Here is a 16835-nt window from a genome sequence, read left to right as displayed (position 1 = left end):
GGTCAGCGGCAGCAGCGCAAGGCGCGCCAGAGCACGCCGTCAGCGACGGCGGCACAAAGCACGCGGAAGCACACGATCGGCCGCGCACGTAATCAGCCGCGGCGGCAGTTGACGGCAAAGGCAATCAACGGCAGCGGCAGTCAACGGCAGCGGCAGTCAGCGGCGGCGGCAGTCAGCGGCGGCGTAGGGCACGCCAGAGCACGACGGCGAAGCCGACCACGAAGGCGCCGACGGCCGCCGGTTGCCTGCGGATCGCCCCGGCGAATGAACGGCTCTGTTCCGCAACAGGTTCCGGAATCGAATCAGCGACCTTCTCGGCAGCGTCCTTGGCGCGCTCGGTGGCTTCGTCGGTCCGCTCGACCGCCACACGAATCGACTCTGCGGCCTTCTCCGTTGCCGCCGCGGCCTTTTCCTGCGCCTTCTCAGCGACAGCCCCGGTGGCCTCCTTCGCATCATCGACTTTCGCGTGCGCCGCCCCGAGCACCGCCGCCGCGTTAGGGTTCTCGACGCCGACTTTCTCCTCCAACTTCCCGATAGCATCCGCCGCAGCGCGTTTCGCCTCAGCCGCAACCTTCGCGATCCCCTCCGCGGCCTCATCACTCCCCGCCTGCACTGCCCCGGCCGCGTCGTCCGCACTCTGCCGTGCATCACCGGCCCGCGCCCGGTCCGCGTCAACCGGATCCAGCTCAGCGCTGCGGTCCTGCCCGGCACCCGCCGCCCCGGCCGACCTCTGCTGCGCGGCATCGGTCTCCGCCTGCTCCGCGTCCGCCGAATCAGGCCGCGCAGCAACCGCCTTCGCCCGCGTCGCTTCCGCCGCACTCTTCTGAGCGCTATCGGCCTGGTCCGCACCGGCCGCTCCCGCGGAGCTCTGCTCTGTGTCCCCGGTGCGCGCCTGGCCAGCCCTGTCGGCACCGGCGCCCGAATCCTTGCTACCAGCCGCGGCCTTCACCTGTGCGGCTTGTGCCTTTCCCTCGTCGATCACTTGCGCGGCCTTCTTCTTCGCTTGGGCTTGTGCCCCCCGGATTGCTGCGGCGGCTATGCGTTTCGCTTCGGCGGTGTCGTGTTCGGCTTCCTGCTTTCGGTCTGCGGCGGCGGCTTCGGCGGCGCGCTCGGCTTGGGCCGCTTTGGCTTCGGCCTTGCGGGTCACCTCCGCCGCTTTCTGCTCGGCCGTCTCGCGCACGCGCGCGGACTTCTCGGCCGCGAGTTTCTCTGCTGCCGCTCCCTTTTCGTGGACCGCGTCGGTCTTCTCCTGGAACTTGCCGGTTTCGGCATCGGCGGGTTTGGGATCGCCCATCATCGGCTCCTGTCTTCTGCGGGCTGGTCGGCTGCGGTCCGGGCCGCATCGCCGTGGTGCTCGTCGGATTCGTTGTCGTCGGACATGGCTCGGGTGTCGCGCGGAGGCAGGAAGGGTTCTTCGTCCGGCGGGAACCCTTGTTCGATGCGCCGCCCGCGCGCGAGTTCGGCATCGAATTCCGCGCCGAGCAGCACCGCGATATTGGACAGCCACAACCAGATGAGGAACACGGCGACGCCGCCGAGCGAACCGTAAACCTTGTTGTAGGAACCGAAATTCGCGACGTACACGGCAAATCCGGCCGAGGCGGCGATCCAGAGCAGCACGGCGAGCACGCTGCCGGGACTCAACCACCGGAAGCCCGGCTGCTGCGCGTTCGGCGCGGCCCAGTACAGCAGCGCGAACGCCAAACTCACCAGCACGACCAGCACCGGCCATTTCGCGATGTCCCACGCCAGCACCGCGGTCGAGCCCATCCCGAGCCACTGCCCGACCCGCTCGGCGATCTGCCCGGTCACCACGACGCCGATGGCGCACAACGCGAGCAACACCACCATGAGCGCGGTCAAACCGAGCTGCACCGGAACGGTTTTCCAGATCGGCCGCCCTTCCTCGGTGTCGTAGATGGCGTTGGACGCCCGCATGAACGCACCGATGTAGCCGGAGGCGGTCCACAGTGCCGTCGCCAATCCGATGACGGCCAACGGGCCGGACAACTGGCTCGCCCCCTGCAGCTGGCGCAGGGAGTCGACGAGCAGCGCGGTGCCGCTGCTCGGGCCCATCTGCTGGATGGTGTCGATCAGTGACTGGGTCGCGGACGGGCCGAGCGCACCCAAGATCGCGGTGAGCACGACCAAGCCGGGAAAGATCGACAGCACGCTGTAATAGGTAAGCGCCGCAGCCCAATCCGAGAGATTGTCGTCCAGGAATTCGGTGACGGTCCGGCGGAACACACCCCACCACGAACGCCACCGCAACACCGTCGGCCCCATCGACCAATCCACCACACGGTGCCCGTGCCGCTTCGGCATGTCCGTCACCTCCCGATCGAGGGGCGAATACCCGGCGACCAGGCAGGCAAACGCGCTACGTCAGCGGCGGCGCACCAGTTCGTGCTCGAGGCGCGGATCATCCGGCGCCACTGGGCCGGTCACGCCGGTCCGCACGAATCCGTGCCGGAGATACAGGCGTTCGGCGACGGTGTTCCCGTCGGCGACCTCGAGCCAGACCGGCGGACTGCCCGCGGTGTCAGCCCAGTCGAGCACCGCCTCCACCAGTAGGTCAGATACGCCGGTACCTCTGGCCTCCGGCGCCACCCACATCGAAACCAGGTGCAGGCCACCACGATCCACGTCGCGCATGGCGCCGACGGTGCCCAATTCCACACCGTCGCCGACGGCCACGAACTGCATCCGCTCGGACAAGATCTGCCGCCACACCGCCTCGGTGCGCGCTTGCGCGTCGGCCAGCGTCGACCCGAAGAACTGCGGTGAGTCGGCCAGTGACCGCAACCGGAGCCGGCGGAACGCTTCCCAGTCGTCGGCGGCAAGCAAGCGGATGCCGATCGTCGATGTCCCCATCCGAGTTGTCTACCTGTCGCGCAGCGAGCGAGGCAAACCGTTTACCGACACCCGCCACCATGACGACTACTGCGCCGACCGGAGCGGGGGCTGGTCACAACCCTGCGGACACATTGAGCATCGTGCAGCTGGACGCCACGACGACATCTAAGCCCTGTCCCGAAGTCCGGCCGGACGCCTCGAGGGGGGCGAGCTGGACCGCGGCCACACCGCACGCGCAGGGCCAAGCCGCGTTCCCGACCTCTCAGGGCAGTACACCTAAACCGACCCCGTCGGAGAGCCGCACGAGGACCGACCCGCGCCGCCGCCGTGCCCGGCCCTCGAAGCCACCGATCGGGCACCGCGCGTGAACCGCTCAGTACCCGGCCCTGCGGATGCCGGTGTATTCGACCGCGGCGAAGCCGGCCACCACCGCCGCACCGACCGACAGGAACGCGATGCCCAGGCCGGTCAAGGCGATCAGGCCCGACAGCGCCAGCACCACCATCCCCACCGCCGACACCGTGTTGACCGCTACCACCGCGCTCGCGTGCCCGAACGGAATCTCCGGATACCCCGCGATCAGCAGCAGTGCCAGCGCGCCGCCGAGCATGGCGACGCCGAAGGGAACGGACCAGGCGGTGGGCAGGCCGAGCGGATCACGCAGTGCCACCGCACCGGCCAGCAGAACGACCCCGAACACACCGGTCCCCCATCCGTCCACGCGCAACGCGGTGCGCAGGAATTCGGTGCTCGTCTGGTCGGCGGAGAGAACTGTGCTCATTGTCGCGCTCCTGTTCGGTCGAGTGCAGCCGGACCGTTCGGCTGCGGAACCTCACCTTGCCGATCTGAGGTGAGCGTCTCAATAACCTCCGAGGTCATGGCCCGTCCGCCGGACCACTGGTTAACCTGCTGACGTGGTGTCGACGCAGCTGGAAACCCGGACGAGAGTGGGCGGGCTACTGCGCGAATGGCGGCAGCGCCGCAGGCTGAGCCAGCTGGATCTGGCACTGGCCGCGGACACCTCGGCCCGGCACATCTCCTATGTCGAAACCGGGCGCGCCAAACCGAGCCGGACGATGGTGCTGCGCCTGGCCGAGGCGCTGGATGTGCCGCTGCGCGAACGCAATACGCTGTTGCTGGCGGCCGACTACGCGCCCGCCTACCGCGAGAGCAGCCTGGACGACACGAACCTGGCCTCGGTCCGCGCCGCTCTGACGACGATGCTGACCGCCCACGAGCCGTATCCGGCGGTGGTCGTCGATCGGGTATGGAACGTGGTCACCGGCAACGCGGCGATGAGCGTGCTACTGCACGGCATCCCGGACCACCTGCTGCTACCGCAGCCGAATGTGTACCGCCTGGTGCTGCACCCGGAAGGCCTGGCCGCGCGACTGGCCAATCTGAACCAGGTGCGGGAGTTGTTCCTGGAGCGGCTCACTCGTCAGGTGAGCGCGAGCGGCGACCCGCAACTGGCGGCGCTGCACGACGAGGTGCGTCGCTATCCGCCGCCGTCGCACCGGTCGGATGAGCCGAAGGTCGGTGCGGGCGAACCGAGCCCGTTCGAGGTGCCGATCCGGATCCGCACGCCGCACGGCGAACTCTCGATGTTCAGCACGATGGCCACGTTCGGCGCACCCGCGGATGTGACATTGTCCGAGCTGGCCATCGAATTGTTCTACCCCCTGGACGAACTCACCGCGGCCGCGCTGCGTGAGCTGGCGGCCGCGGCGAATTCGGCACCGCAGTAACGCGATCAGCCTCAGATGGGCTGGAAACCGGCGCCGATGCCGTTCTGCGCGTTGACCGCGGCGAGGATCACCGCGATCGGCTGGAAGAACGCGGGCGAGTGCACCGGGTTGGCGGCCGTGGTGCACGGCACGTCGAATCCGATCGGACCGATCCCGGTCAGCCGTCCCTGGTTCATCCCGACCAGTCGATCGCCGACGAAGACCGGACCACCGGAATCGCCTGGCTTGGAGCAGTATTGGTTGATGCTGGTACCGCCCAGCGAGCCCCACACCACACCGCAGTCGGTGCCGCTGGTGCGCCCGCTCGCACACACGGTGCCGCCCGGCCCGGGCGGGACGCCGATACCCGCGATGGTGGTCGGGCCGAGGCTGCGTACCGGGGTGACCCGCTCCGGATCGAGTTGCAGCACCGCGTAATCCAGGCCCTCGCCATTGTCGGAGAACGCCACGGTGCCGATCACCCCGGCCGAGGGCGTGCCCTCGGCGATCAGCCTCGCGCCGGTGGGCGCGCAGTGACCTGCGGTGAGGCCGACGAGCCTGCCCGCGCTGTCGTGGCCGATGGTGGTCAGCGAGCACGCCGAGTTGTTGTCGAAGATGATCCCGGAGCCGCCGCCGAGCACCGCGCTCGGCGCGGCCGAGGCATTGCCCGCACCACCGACGATCGCGGTCGCCACGGCGGCCGCCGCGATCGCGACGGATCTGAATTTCTTTGCCACTTCTCTCCTTTTAGAAAAGGTGCGTACGAGCCCCGACACCCCACGCACCTGGATCGGGAAGCAAACCACCCCCCGATGGAATCTGCGGCCGCCTTTCGGCAGCGGAACCGGCTGATGCGGCTCGATTCGAGCCATGCCAGTTACCTATTGGCTACCAAGCATGGCCATGGCGAGGCGGGGGCACAACACTCTGTGCACTGCGACACAGTCGCGCACCGATTGCGACGCAAGCCACACGACAGCGTGTCGGCCATGAAAAGCGTTCACCCGAACCGACTTTCATACTCACCCACCCCGAACACGGCCGAACTCTCCGGCCGACGATACTCAACTGTTATACGCTGCCCGACCGCCGCACGGCGAATCAGCTCGGTGCGGAACACCGAGCCCTGCGAATGATCGTCGAGCAGCATGACCAGATCCCAGCGCCCGGCGACGGCCGCGTGAACGGCGTCGGTCGAACAATCGACGGGCGCTGTTCTACCGAGTTCGTATCAGAGGTACGAGGTGTCGTTGAACAGCCGGACGGACGAGCCCCCATCGGGATAGAACTCCGCGATCGACAGCGCGGCCAGGTCCAAATGCAGCCGGTAAAGCAGCGACGGCCCGGCGGCCAGCGCCAATTGCAGCAGCGTCTTGATCGGGGTCACGTGACTGACCACCACTAGATTCGCGCCCGGATACTGCGTGACCAGATCCCGGCGCACCGCGTCCACGCGTTCGCGCACCTGATCGAAGCTCTCGCCGCCGGGAGCGGGCACAGAGGGGTCGCCGAGCCAGCGGGCGTGCAGTTCGGGATCGCGCTGAGCGGCCTCGACGAAGGTCAGGCCCTCCCAATCACCGAAGTCGGTTTCGATGAGGCCGTCGAGTACGGTCAACGGCGCGTCGAGCGCGTCGGCCGCCGCCTGGGCGGTATCGCGGGCGCGACTCAGCGGCGAGGTCAGTACCGTGGCGATATCGCCTTTGGCTGCAAGCATTTTCGCGGCGCGCGCAGCCTGCTCGCGACCGAGTTCGGTGAGCGGCGGATTGCCGCGACCCGAATAGCGCCGCTGCACCGACAGTTCGGTCTGTCCGTGCCGCAGCAGCAACAGGCGGGTGGGGCGACCGGCGGCGCCGGTCCAACCGGGGGCCGGTTGCGCGGCGGCGGCCGTACTCGCCGGAGCCGTTGACGCCGAAGGCTGTTCGGCCGCGCGGGCGGTACGCACCTCATCGACCAGCGTGCCGTCGTCCATCGCCTCGTTCGCCAGCCGGTCGGCATGCGCATTCTCGTTGCGTGGAATCCAGGTGAAGCTCACCCGTTCGAAGTCGGCGACCAGCCGGCGCGCCCGGTCGGCGAGCGGAATCATCGCCGCGTGCTTGACCTTCCAGCGGCCGGACATCTGCTCGACGACCAGCTTGGAGTCCATCCGGACCGCGACGACCCGGGCGCCGAGCTCGGCCGAAGCCTCCAAACCCGCTATGAGGCCCCGGTATTCGGCGACGTTGTTGGTGGCGATACCGATGAACTCGCGGCGCTCGGCGAGCACGCGCACATGGTCCGCGGCGTACACCACGGCGCCGTAGCCGGCCGGGCCCGGGTTACCCCGGGAGCCACCGTCGGCCTCGACGATCACCTCGCGTTCGGTCACGGTGCCACTCGCTTCGCGCTGGCCACCACCGTCACAGGCCCGATTCCTTGGTGCGCACCAGGATCGCGCTGCACTCCGGACAGCGCACCACCACGTCGGGCGCGGTCTTGGCGATCCGGGCGATCTCGCCGCGGTCCAGCTCGATCCGGCAGGCGCCACAGCGACGGGCCTGCAGCAGGGCGGCGCCCACACCGTGCTGGCTGCGCTGGCGGTCGTAGACCGCGAGCAGATCGGCGGGGAACAGCCCGACCAGAGTGGATCGGTCGGCGTCGCAACGCCCCTGGGCCACTTCGAGATCCGCGAGCGCCTCGTCGCGCCGGCGCTGCGCGTCGGCGAGCTCCTGCTCGGTCTTGTCCAGCCGGGCGCCCGCGTGCTGGTAGTCGTCGGCCGAGGCCTCGCGCTTCTCCATCACTTCGAGCAGTTCGTCCTCGAGCACCGAACGCCGCCGCTCCAGGCTGCCCAGTTCGTGCTGGATCTCCGAAAGCTGCTTCGCGTTCACGGTTCCGGCGGTGAGCATGCCCTTGTCGCGCTCCTCGCGCTTACGGACCGCGTCGACCTCGCCCTCGAGTTTGCGGATATCGCGATCGAGATCGTCCAGCATGATCTGCACGGCGACCGCGGCATCCTTGTGCGTGTTTCGCTCGGCCTCCAGCCGGGCCACCTCCTGCTGTTCGGGCAGCACGGTGCGGCGATGCGCGATCCGCGTCAGCTCGGTGTCGACAGCGGCGAGCTGTAGCAGCTTGGCCTGGATCGGTGGTTCGACATTCAACGCGGACAAACTCCTGAACGCTATGGACGGGGTCGGCCCTCAACCGTACCCCGCCGGGGTCGGCTCCTTGACCGACGCCGCACCATTAGGCCGGTGCGCGCGTCTTTATCGCGTCACGGGAGATGAAGACGTCGTATTCACCGGGCACCGCGATCACCGCGTTGCCGTAGGCCGAGCGCACGAACGGCTCGGTCCACCAGCGTCCCTTCGTCATGTCGTGGAAGAAGTCCTCGTCGCCGTCGTTGAGGAAGATCTGGTTCTGTGTGGTGGCCACGCCGTCCAGTCGCTGCCCGTACAGCCTGCTGATCTTGTACCCGGAATGGAAGCCCATGGCGTTCACCCAGGGCTCCAGTTCGACGATGCCCGCCTGCAACACCCACATATCGCCCTCGACCTGGTAGCGCAGGTGCTGGTCCTCGTGGTCGTCGTCGCCGAACAGCGTCAGTTCGACGTCGAGTCGGTGCTCCTGCCCGGCGACCGGTTTGGCCACCACGTGCGCGGCCTTGATCTCGCCGGTCAATCCGAGATAGGTCTGCATCAGGGTGGCCACCCACAGCAGCACCACCGCGCCGAGCAGCAGCACCACACCGCTGCCGCCGCGCGTGATCAGCGCCCGCAGGCCGATCCGGCGCGCCAGCACCACCCCGGAGATGAGCAGCGCGATCCCGATCAGGATGATCAAGATCAATCCGACCTGTATGAAGCCGAAATTCACCGGGAAATTCATGCGGTAGTTGTACCCCCGAATGACCGCTCGACTCGCGCAATCCACCCGCGGCGCACGTCGATCCGCCGGACACGCCCCGACACGCCGGAGCAGAGTTTGTCGCGCTCCCTCGAATACCGGCGTGTCCCACGGTAGTCGATGCTCAGCTGGGCGCGCTGACCGTCCACGGATCGGTGCGCAGGGTGCTGACCCGCGTTTCCAGCTCGGGCAGCTCGCTCCGGACCACCCGTTCCGCCTGTGCGCACCAGGGGAATTCGGTGGCCCAGTGCGCGGCGTCGATCAGCGCGGGGCCGCCGCGGCGCAGATGTTCGTCCACCGGGTGATGGCGCAGATCAGCGGTGACGTAGGCGTCGACGCCCAGCCGCGCGACGACGTCGAGGTAGGAGTCCCCCGCGCCGCCGCAGACCGCGACCGTGTAGACGCTGCGATCCGGGTCGCCCGCCGCGCGCACACCCCACGCGGTCGGCGGCAGCGCGGCGGCCACCCGATCGGTGAAGGCGCGCAAGGTCTCCGGGGCCGCGAGGGTGCCGACCCGGCCGATCCCCAGCGTCGAGGGCAGTAGCGCACGCTCGGTGATGTGATAGGCCGGATCCTCGTAGGGATGCGCGGCCCGTAGAGCGGCCAGCAGTGCCGCACGGGCATTCGGCGGCGCGACCACCTCCAGCCGCTCCTCCTCGACATGCTGGAGTTCGCCGCGCGCGCCGACCGCGGGATTGGCCTGCGACATCGGCCGGAACTGCCCGATCGCGGGTACCCGCAACGCGCAGTCGCGATAGTCGCCGCTGCCGCCCGCGCCCGCCGCGAACAAGGCGGCGAGCACAGCGTCGCTGTGTGACCGCGGCACCTGCACCACCCAGTTGTCCACAGGCGCCTCGGGTTTGGCGTCCAGCGGGCCGGTCACCGTGAGTCCGAGCGCGGCGGCCAGCGCGTCCGAGACGCCGGGATCGGCGGAGTCGGCGTTGGTGTGCGCGGTGAACAGGGCGCAGCCGGAGCGGATGAGCCGATGCAGCAGTGCGCCTTTCGGCGTATCCGCAGCGACGGTGTCGACCCCGCGCAACAGCAGCGGATGGTGCACCACCAAAGCCTGTGCGCGCCACTCGATCGCCTCGTCCACCACCGCGGCCGTCGCGTCGACCGCGAACAGCACCCGGGTGATCTCCTCTGCCGGATCACCGGCGACGAGCCCGACCGAGTCCCAGGATTCGGCGAGGCGCGGCGGGTAGGCGGTGTCGAGCACCGCGATGAGATCCGCGAGCGTGGTCATCGTCTACCTTTCTCCGATCGAATACTGCCCTGTCGCAATCTTTGTCGGCACACCCCGGCCGAACCGCCATCGCATCCGCTCGACGTCGCTGACCGCAACCGGCGCGCTGCCGCTGCGGCCCGGACTCGCACGTCGTTGTTCGCGTGCCGAGGCGCGTCGCGCCCACAACCCGAGCCGGATGCGGCCGACGCGGCGATCCCGGGCTTACGCAGATCAACCGAGCGCACCGTGCCGGCGCTCGGGACTCGCTCGATCGCTACCTGTGTGCCGACCGCGCGCTCATCACCCGGAACGCACTCGCCATTCGACCCGATGTGGAGGATCGAAATCGGTGTGCTCACTGTGCCTTCGCTGGACCGGCGCATCGACCCGTGATCCGTGCCGATGGCGCCGATCGAAGAGGCCGTCACTCGATGCTGTGCACACGGCCGAACCGGCCCCACGTCCACTCGACTCGAATGCGCGTCCATCCCCGGCCCGCGCGGATCGTGCCTACCGGCGGAGCAACCATTCGACGCAGCGCGGGCGACCGAGCCGGACGCGTTACCGACGTGCCCGATGGGGGCCCGGACGGTCAGCACAGGTTCGCCGTCCGGATCGCAGCGATCAGCTGATCCACTTCGGCGGGACCGCGGACCGCGAGGCGTAGCCGGTTCGGTCCCAGGCCGGGGAAGGTGTCGGCGCGGCGCACGGCGATCCCCTTGTCCGCCAGGTGCTTTCGGAGGAGTTCGCCGTCTGGGACCTGGATCAGCAGGAACGGGGCGGCGGCCGGGGTGTGCACGTGCACGCCCAGCTCGGTCAGCCGGGCGATCATCGCGGCGCGGTCGGCGGCGATCCGTTGCGCTTGCCGCTGTTCCTGCTCGACCGCCTCGGGTGCGGCGGTGGCGGTGATCGCCTCCAATTGCAGTGTGCCCAAAGGCCAATGGGCGCGGCCGTGATTCAGCCGGGCCAGCAGTTCCGGTGCGCCGAGGATGTAACCGCAGCGGAGTCCGGCCAGGGCCCACGTTTTGGTGAGACTGCGCAGGACGAGCACATCGGGTGCCGCGAATCCGGCCAGCGACTCCGGCTCACCGGGGATCGCGTCGGCGAACGCCTCGTCCACCACGACGATCCGGCCAGGTCTGCGCAGTGCCTTGACCGTATCGGCAGGGTGTAGCACCGAGGTCGGGTTGGTGGGGTTGCCGAGCACCACCAGGTCGGCCGCCGCGGGCACCGCGGCGGGGTCGAGGATGTACGGCGGGTCGAGCAGCACCCGGGTCACCGGGACCTCGGCTTCCCGCAGTGCGAGTTCCGGCTCGGTGAACGACGGATGCAGCACCGCGGCCAGCCGCGCAGCGAGCCGCGGCAACATGGCGAAACCCTCCGCGGCTCCGGCCAGCAGCAGCACCTCGTCCGGACCGCGCCCGTGCCGTTGCGCGACCGCCCGCCGCGCCGCCGACTCCGACTCGGCGCTCGGATACCGGCCGAGGTCGTCGAGCCGTGCCCGCAACCGCTCACGCAACCAGTCCGGCGGCGCGCTGCCCTGCACGTTCACCGCGAAGTCGAGCATGCCGGGGCGCGCGTCCACGTCGCCGTGGTGACGCAGGCTCGCGTGGTCGACGCTGTCCTCGGGCACGAGAGCACCTTACGTGGGGCCGTCGGTGGCCCCGCTCGGTCGTTACAAGATCAGGGGGAACTGTGGGCGGCATCGTTCGAGAGCGCACCGCCGCCAGTTCCCCCTGATCTTGGTTCGCCGCCTAGGGCTCGAGTGATCGGCACCACCTCCGGGGTCCGCGGCGCACCCTCCGTGGCGGCGCCGACAGGCGACCGGCCAGAATGGCAGGCGTGGGTGAGCTGCATGTCTCGTTCGTCTGTACCGGCAATATCTGCCGTTCTCCGATGGCGGAGAAGATCTTCGCGGCGCATCTGTCCCGCGCGGGCCTCGCCGATCGCGTCCGGGTCAGCAGCGCGGGCACCGGTTCCTGGCACGTCGGCGACGACGCCGACCACCGCACCAACGCCACTCTGCGCAAGTACGGCTACCGCACCGGGCACGCGGCAGCCGCGCTCGGCGCCGATCATTTCGACGCCGACCTGCTGATCGCGCTCGACACCTCGCACGAACGCGAACTGGCACGGCTCGGCGTCCCCTCGGACCGGCGCAGGCTGCTGCGCAGCTTCGACCCGGACGCGGACGGTACCGACGTGCCCGACCCGTACTACGGCGACATCGCGGATTTCGAACTGGTCCGCGATCAGATCGAGGCGGCGATGCCCGGCCTGCTCGACTGGGTTCGCGCCGCGCTGGGCGCCGAGTCCGGTCCCCCCGATCCCGTACTGGACGGACGCGCATGATCCGCCGGCTGACCTTCCTGCTGCGCCCGAGCTGGGTGATTCTCGCGGTGCTGGTCGTCGCGTTCGCCTACCTCTGCTTCACCGTGCTCGCGCCCTGGCAACTCGGCAAGAACACCACCACTTCGCACCGCAACCAGCTCATCGCCGACTCGGTGCGCGCCGACCCCGTGGACATCACCACGGTCCTCGACACCCCGGCCACCGACGAAGCACACAGCGAATGGCGCAAAGTCATCGCGTCGGGCAGCTATCAACCGGATTCCACGGTGCTGGTCCGGTTGCGCCACCTCGACGGCGCACCCGGGTACGCGGTGCTCGGCACGTTCCGGCTGGACGACGGCAGGCTGCTGCTCATCGACCGCGGCCTGGTCGCCGCGGTGGACGGGGTACGCCCACCGCCGATCGCGGAACCGCCGCCGGGCCCGCAACGCCTCGAGGCCAGAGTCCGGGTGTCGGAAGGTGTTACGCCGGGCAAAGATCCGTCCGTGCAGGACGGCTTCCGTCAGGTGTACTCGATCGATCTCGCGCAGGAATCCGCCGTGCTGCAACAACCGCTCACCGCCGTTCCCACCGGCGCCGACCGCGGCGGCTACCTGCAACTCGACGACAACCAGCCCGGCGCGTTCACGCCGACGCCGCTCCCCCAACTCGACGCCGGCCCCTACCTCTCCTATGGCCTGCAATGGCTCGCCTTCGGCATCATGGCCCCGCTCGGCCTCGGCTACTTCGTCTACGCCGAACTGCGTGAGCGCCGCAAGGAAAAGGGCAGCGCCGCAGCCGCATCCGCGACGACACCCGAATCCGCCCCAGCCACACCCGTCACCACGGAATCGCGCCTGGCCGACCGCTACGGTCGCGACTGACAGCGTCGGGCTCGGCGGCCCCGTGCCGGACCGTCTGATCGAGGCCGAGCCTTCAGCGATCCGGAAACATGCCACCGACCCGCTCTTCGATCGCGACGCCGCGCGAATGCGGCAGGTCGCGGCGGCGACCGAGTTGGTGCCGACCGTGATCAGCGCCGAGCGCGCGTCCGGACCGTGTCGGTGGGTCCGCCTAGGCTCACACCGAACACGAGTCAGGAGAACCACATTGGGGCATCTGCACGAACCAGGACAACCCGGAGACCTGCCCGACCCACAGTTGCTGTGGCGGCGGTGGGCCGGTGTCGCGCTCGCGACGTACAGCCGCGCGCGGGAAGACGAGCCGCCCGTTCATCGTTCGGGATATTGGATCGATGACGGCGGTCTGCATTGGGACGACAGCGGTTGCACCTGGTGGGAACTGAAGTGGTACGGCAACGGCCGCGCCGTGCTCGTCGGGGAAGACGAGTCGAGCAAGGTCAAGTGGCACGAGCCCGCGATCGACCTGCTCGCCGGTGCACCGGAATGGCTACCGCGCCAATACCTTCGCGGTTTGATCGACGCCTACATGGTCGGATGTGTCTACTGGTGTGACGAGGGCGCTTGGCGTCGAGCGCCGTACCCGGAGGACCTGTCCGACGACGGGCTCGACGCAGGCATCTCGGCGCTGACCACTCATGAGGACGCACTCGAAAAGATCGCCGACTGGCTGCTTTTCGAGCCCGACAGCGAGATGCCGCAGCTGTGCGCGGAACTGCTCGACGCCGCCGAGCGCGGCGCGGTCACCGAACGCCTCGTGCGGCACTACGCCGAGGAAATGACGCGACTGGAAGACGAGCACTTCCCCGAAGACGAATACGACCGGGACGAATTCCCGCCGCGCACCGCCGCCGACATCGCCGCCATGTTCACCCTCGCCCAGCGCACCGGCCTAGACACCCCCACCTGGACAGGCACCCTCGGCGCCCGCCACTGAACTCTCCGCCCTTCCCACACGCTTCCAGTCACCCCACGCACTTCCCTTCCCGTCGTCCCGCTCACTTCCCTTCCCGTCGTCCCGCGCGCACTTCCCTCCCCGTCCCGCGCGCACTTCCCTCCCCGTCCCGCGCGCACTTCCCTTCCCGTCCCGCGCGCGTGTCATTCGACGGATACGCGCGCGGCACAACAGAACGCGCGCAAGACAACGGGACATCCACAAGCCAACACAACCACCCGGCGGAAACCAACGAAAGACCACCCGCACCCGCGTCCCGCGGGAGGCAACTTCGCGTAAGGCGAGGCACTACCTCAGCAACCCGCTACATCCCGCGCACCCACCATCCCCCGCGCGCCCTTCATCCCCCACGCGCCCTTCATCCCCCACGCGCCCTTCATCCCCCACGCGCCCTGCATCCCCCGCGCGCATCCTTCGATGGACTCGCGCGCACCAGGCACGCGCGAGACAACGGGACACGCGCGAGACAAATCAACCACCGGCAGCAGCCAGCAACGAGCCGCGCCAGCGCCGGCGTCCCGCAGAGATGCAACATCGCGCAGGCGACGCACCGCGCCAGCAGCCCGCTACCTCCCGCGCACCTTTCGTCACCCCGCGCGCGTGTCATTCGACAGACACGCGCGCGGCGCGCCAGAACGAGCGCCAGACAACGAGACACGCGCGAGACAAATCAACCACCGGCAGCAGCCAGCAACGAGCCGCGCCGGCGTCCCGCGGAGATGCAACGTCGCGCAGGCGACGCACCGCGCCAGCAGCCCGCTACCTCCCGCGCACCTTTCGTCACCCCGCGCGCGTGTCATTCGACAGACACGCGCGCGGCGCGCCAGAACGAGCGCGAGACAACGGGACATGTGCGAGACAACACAGACCCCGCGACAACCGGCAAGCGCCGCCCCGCGCCCCGCGCCCCGCGCCCCGCGCCCCGCGCTCCGCGGGACAACGGCGCGGGGCGACGGCGTGCGGGTGACGCACCGCGAGAGCAGCTCGCTATGTCCCGCGCACGCTTTGTCACGCCGCGCGCGTGTCTGTCGAATGACACGCGCGCGGGACGGCAGAACGTGCGCGGGAGGTTGCGGCCAGCGGCGGGGAAACGCCCTCCGCCGCGAGCTTCGGAGTTGGCGTAGCCGAACCAAGATCAGGGGGAACTGGTGGCGGCGCATTCTCGAACAATGCCGCCCTCAGTTCCCCCTGATCTTGTAACGCCCCTCCGACACGTCCGGGGGTCTCCAAGAGAGCACCGGGCGTGTCGCGGCACGCCCGGCAAGGGCGAGAGAGGGATCTGCTGCATCGCCAGAACTGATCGCCTGTCGTTCTCACAGAGGTGATCGACGCTTCGCACAGCGAATTGCCGTGGGGCGCGCCGACGCTTGGTGTGGAAGGTCTGTAAATGCCTCGGGTTTCGATCAGCGGTGAACGGATCGCCGGGTCCTGCCTGGTGGCGGGGCACGGCGGCGCAGGCCGCCAACGCTACGGCGACTGCTTCGACAGCCCAACGCCGCGGTTTCGATCAGCGGTGAACGTACCACCGCGTCCTGCCTGGTGGCGGGGCACGGCGGCGCAGGCCGCCAACGCTACGGCGACTGCTTGGACAGCCAACGTCGCGGTTTCGATCAACAGCGAGCGGGGGCCGCCGGGTCCTGCCTAGCGGCGGAGCACGGCGGCGCAGGCGGCCAGCGCTACGGCGGCTGCTTGGACGGCTTCGGAGAGGCGTACTGCGCGGTGGAGGTCTGCGACGGTGGGTGTGGGGCCGGTGCCGAGGGTGGGGCGGTTTTCGACGCCGTGGGGGTATTCGGTGCGACCGCCGAGGCGGATGCCGAGGGCGCCTGCCATGGACGCCTCGACCACACCGGCGTTGGGGCTGGGATGTTGCGCGGCGTCGCGGCGCCAGGCACGGAAGGCGGCCGCGGGGCGGCCGCCGACCAGCGGGGCGAGGGCGGCGGTGAGTAGACCGGTGAGGCGGGCGGGCAGGAGGTTGGCCAGGTCGTCGGTGCGGGCGGCGGCCCAGCCGAAGTTCCGGTAGCGATCGTTGCGGTAGCCGATCATGGCGTCGAGGGTGTTGATCGCGCGGTAGCCGAGCAGGCCCGGCACGCCGGCCAGCGCGCCCCACACCAGCGGGGCGACAGTCGCGTCGGAGGTGTTCTCGGCGATGGATTCCAGTGCGGCGCGGGCCAATCCGTCGGCATCGAGCGCCTCTGGGTCGCGTCCGCACAGCGACGGCAGCAACGCCCGCGCACCGACCAGATCCCCCGCCTCGAGTCGCTCCGCCATCTCGCCGCCCGTGCGCGCGAGGCTGCGCCCGCCGAGCACCGTCCACGTCGCCAGCGCCGTCAGCGGCCAGCCACCCCGGCGCACCCCGAGTCCGAGTCCGACCACCGCCCCCACGAGCACTACTTCGTGCACCACCCCGGCACCACGTCGGTCGGCATACGTCCTGGACTCGAGTGCGGCCGCCGCAGTGCCGAACCCCGCCACCGGATGCCACCGCCGCGGATCCCCCAACACCCGATCCAGCACAAACCCGAGCACCAGCCCCAAGGCCGCCGAATTCCCCTTACGCACCCGCCGAGACTAACCGCCGCCCACTCCACCACAGCGAATCGCCTACCCCGCCCAATCACACCAAGCAGGCACGGGCGACGCCACCGTCACCAGCACACCTACGCCACCGCACTACCAGCAACCCGAAGGGGGCGCCGACCACACCCGGCAACCCGAAACTGAACCCGGCCAGACCAATCGCCCCCACGCAGCCAGCGCACTCATCTCCCCCACCCAATCACTCAAAAGCCCGCGGCCAACCCAATGACCGCACAACCCAACGCAACCCCGCAACCCCGCAACCCCGCAACCCCGCAACCCCGCAACCCCGCAACCCCGCAACCCCGCAACCCCGCAACCCCGCAACCCCGCAACCCCGCAACCCCGCAACCCCGCAACGA

Annotated in this window: 16 protein-coding genes; 4 read left to right on the top strand and 12 right to left on the bottom strand. The window is 69.5% G+C overall.

Features of this window, described 5'->3' with window-relative positions:
• Window positions 1-172 precede the first annotated feature (172 nt).
• The 4 genes from NBRGI_RS34065 to NBRGI_RS34050 all read right to left on the bottom strand — a co-directional run bounded on the left by NBRGI_RS34065 (window position 173) and on the right by NBRGI_RS34050 (window position 3637).
• Window positions 173-1294, bottom strand: a complete 1122-nt coding sequence (locus NBRGI_RS34065) for a hypothetical protein (protein ID WP_029901287.1) — start codon at window positions 1292-1294, stop codon at window positions 173-175.
• A complete protein-coding gene (locus tag NBRGI_RS34060; protein WP_051728237.1) occupies window positions 1294-2325 on the bottom strand; it encodes a YihY/virulence factor BrkB family protein in 1032 nt (343 codons plus the stop codon). Before NBRGI_RS34060 ends, NBRGI_RS34065 begins: the two co-directional genes overlap by 1 nt.
• A gap of 60 nt (window positions 2326-2385) precedes the next feature.
• Entirely contained in the window at window positions 2386-2874 is a 489-nt protein-coding gene (locus NBRGI_RS34055; protein ID WP_036561883.1) for a GNAT family N-acetyltransferase, read from the bottom strand.
• Between the two features lie 355 nt (window positions 2875-3229).
• The gene (locus NBRGI_RS34050; protein WP_029901284.1) at window positions 3230-3637 is read right to left on the bottom strand and encodes a hypothetical protein; all 408 of its coding nucleotides are present in this window, start codon (window positions 3635-3637) and stop codon (window positions 3230-3232) included.
• 136 nt (window positions 3638-3773) lie between these two features.
• On the opposite strand from NBRGI_RS34050, the gene NBRGI_RS34045 reads away from it, so the two are divergent.
• Window positions 3774-4604, top strand: coding sequence for a helix-turn-helix domain-containing protein (locus NBRGI_RS34045; RefSeq protein WP_370627889.1), 831 nt, complete (start codon window positions 3774-3776; stop codon window positions 4602-4604).
• Window positions 4605-4615: 11 nt separating this feature from the next.
• Here the strand turns inward: NBRGI_RS34045 and NBRGI_RS34040 are convergent, their stop codons facing one another.
• From NBRGI_RS34040 to cobC, 7 genes are all read right to left on the bottom strand, one after another.
• A complete protein-coding gene (locus NBRGI_RS34040; RefSeq protein WP_029901282.1) occupies window positions 4616-5320 on the bottom strand; it encodes a S1 family peptidase in 705 nt (234 codons plus the stop codon).
• A gap of 263 nt (window positions 5321-5583) precedes the next feature.
• Window positions 5584-5733 carry a hypothetical protein gene (locus NBRGI_RS48305; RefSeq protein WP_158439968.1) on the bottom strand — a complete coding sequence of 50 codons (150 nt, stop codon included), beginning with the start codon at window positions 5731-5733 and terminating at the stop codon, window positions 5584-5586.
• Window positions 5734-5814: 81 nt separating this feature from the next.
• Window positions 5815-6948, bottom strand: coding sequence for a bifunctional RNase H/acid phosphatase (locus tag NBRGI_RS34030; RefSeq protein WP_029901281.1), 1134 nt, complete (start codon window positions 6946-6948; stop codon window positions 5815-5817).
• Window positions 6949-6979: 31 nt separating this feature from the next.
• On the bottom strand, window positions 6980-7717 hold the full coding sequence (locus tag NBRGI_RS34025; protein WP_029901280.1) for a zinc ribbon domain-containing protein: 738 nt from the start codon (window positions 7715-7717) through the stop codon (window positions 6980-6982).
• A gap of 85 nt (window positions 7718-7802) precedes the next feature.
• Window positions 7803-8444 (bottom strand): hypothetical protein, encoded by a 642-nt coding sequence (locus tag NBRGI_RS34020; protein ID WP_029901279.1) that lies wholly within the window; start codon window positions 8442-8444, stop codon window positions 7803-7805.
• Between the two features lie 142 nt (window positions 8445-8586).
• On the bottom strand, window positions 8587-9708 hold the full coding sequence (locus tag NBRGI_RS34015; RefSeq protein WP_029901278.1) for a Nif3-like dinuclear metal center hexameric protein: 1122 nt from the start codon (window positions 9706-9708) through the stop codon (window positions 8587-8589).
• A gap of 574 nt (window positions 9709-10282) precedes the next feature.
• Window positions 10283-11323 carry an Rv2231c family pyridoxal phosphate-dependent protein CobC gene (cobC, locus tag NBRGI_RS34010; RefSeq protein WP_029901277.1) on the bottom strand — a complete coding sequence of 347 codons (1041 nt, stop codon included), beginning with the start codon at window positions 11321-11323 and terminating at the stop codon, window positions 10283-10285.
• A 200-nt stretch (window positions 11324-11523) separates the two neighbouring features.
• Between cobC and NBRGI_RS34005 the strand changes: the two genes are divergently transcribed.
• The 3 genes from NBRGI_RS34005 to NBRGI_RS45655 all read left to right on the top strand — a co-directional run bounded on the left by NBRGI_RS34005 (window position 11524) and on the right by NBRGI_RS45655 (window position 13878).
• A complete protein-coding gene (locus tag NBRGI_RS34005) occupies window positions 11524-12042 on the top strand; it encodes a low molecular weight protein-tyrosine-phosphatase (protein WP_036561881.1) in 519 nt (172 codons plus the stop codon).
• Window positions 12042-12905, top strand: a complete 864-nt coding sequence (locus NBRGI_RS34000) for an SURF1 family cytochrome oxidase biogenesis protein (RefSeq protein WP_029901275.1) — start codon at window positions 12042-12044, stop codon at window positions 12903-12905. Before NBRGI_RS34005 ends, NBRGI_RS34000 begins: the two co-directional genes overlap by 1 nt.
• A 226-nt stretch (window positions 12906-13131) precedes the next feature.
• Complete coding sequence (locus NBRGI_RS45655; protein ID WP_081878349.1) at window positions 13132-13878, top strand: hypothetical protein; 747 nt, start codon at window positions 13132-13134, stop codon at window positions 13876-13878.
• Window positions 13879-15537: 1659 nt separating this feature from the next.
• Here the strand turns inward: NBRGI_RS45655 and NBRGI_RS33985 are convergent.
• Window positions 15538-16455, bottom strand: a complete 918-nt coding sequence (locus NBRGI_RS33985) for a cobalamin biosynthesis protein (RefSeq protein WP_029901273.1) — start codon at window positions 16453-16455, stop codon at window positions 15538-15540.
• Between the last annotated feature and the right edge of the window lie 380 nt (window positions 16456-16835).

It is taken from the genome of Nocardia brasiliensis IFM 10847, from assembly GCF_000710915.1.
Lineage (GTDB): Bacteria > Actinomycetota > Actinomycetes > Mycobacteriales > Mycobacteriaceae > Nocardia > Nocardia brasiliensis_A.
The sequence above is the reverse complement of the archived record's forward strand: the minus strand, read 5'-3'. Positions and strand labels throughout refer to the sequence as shown.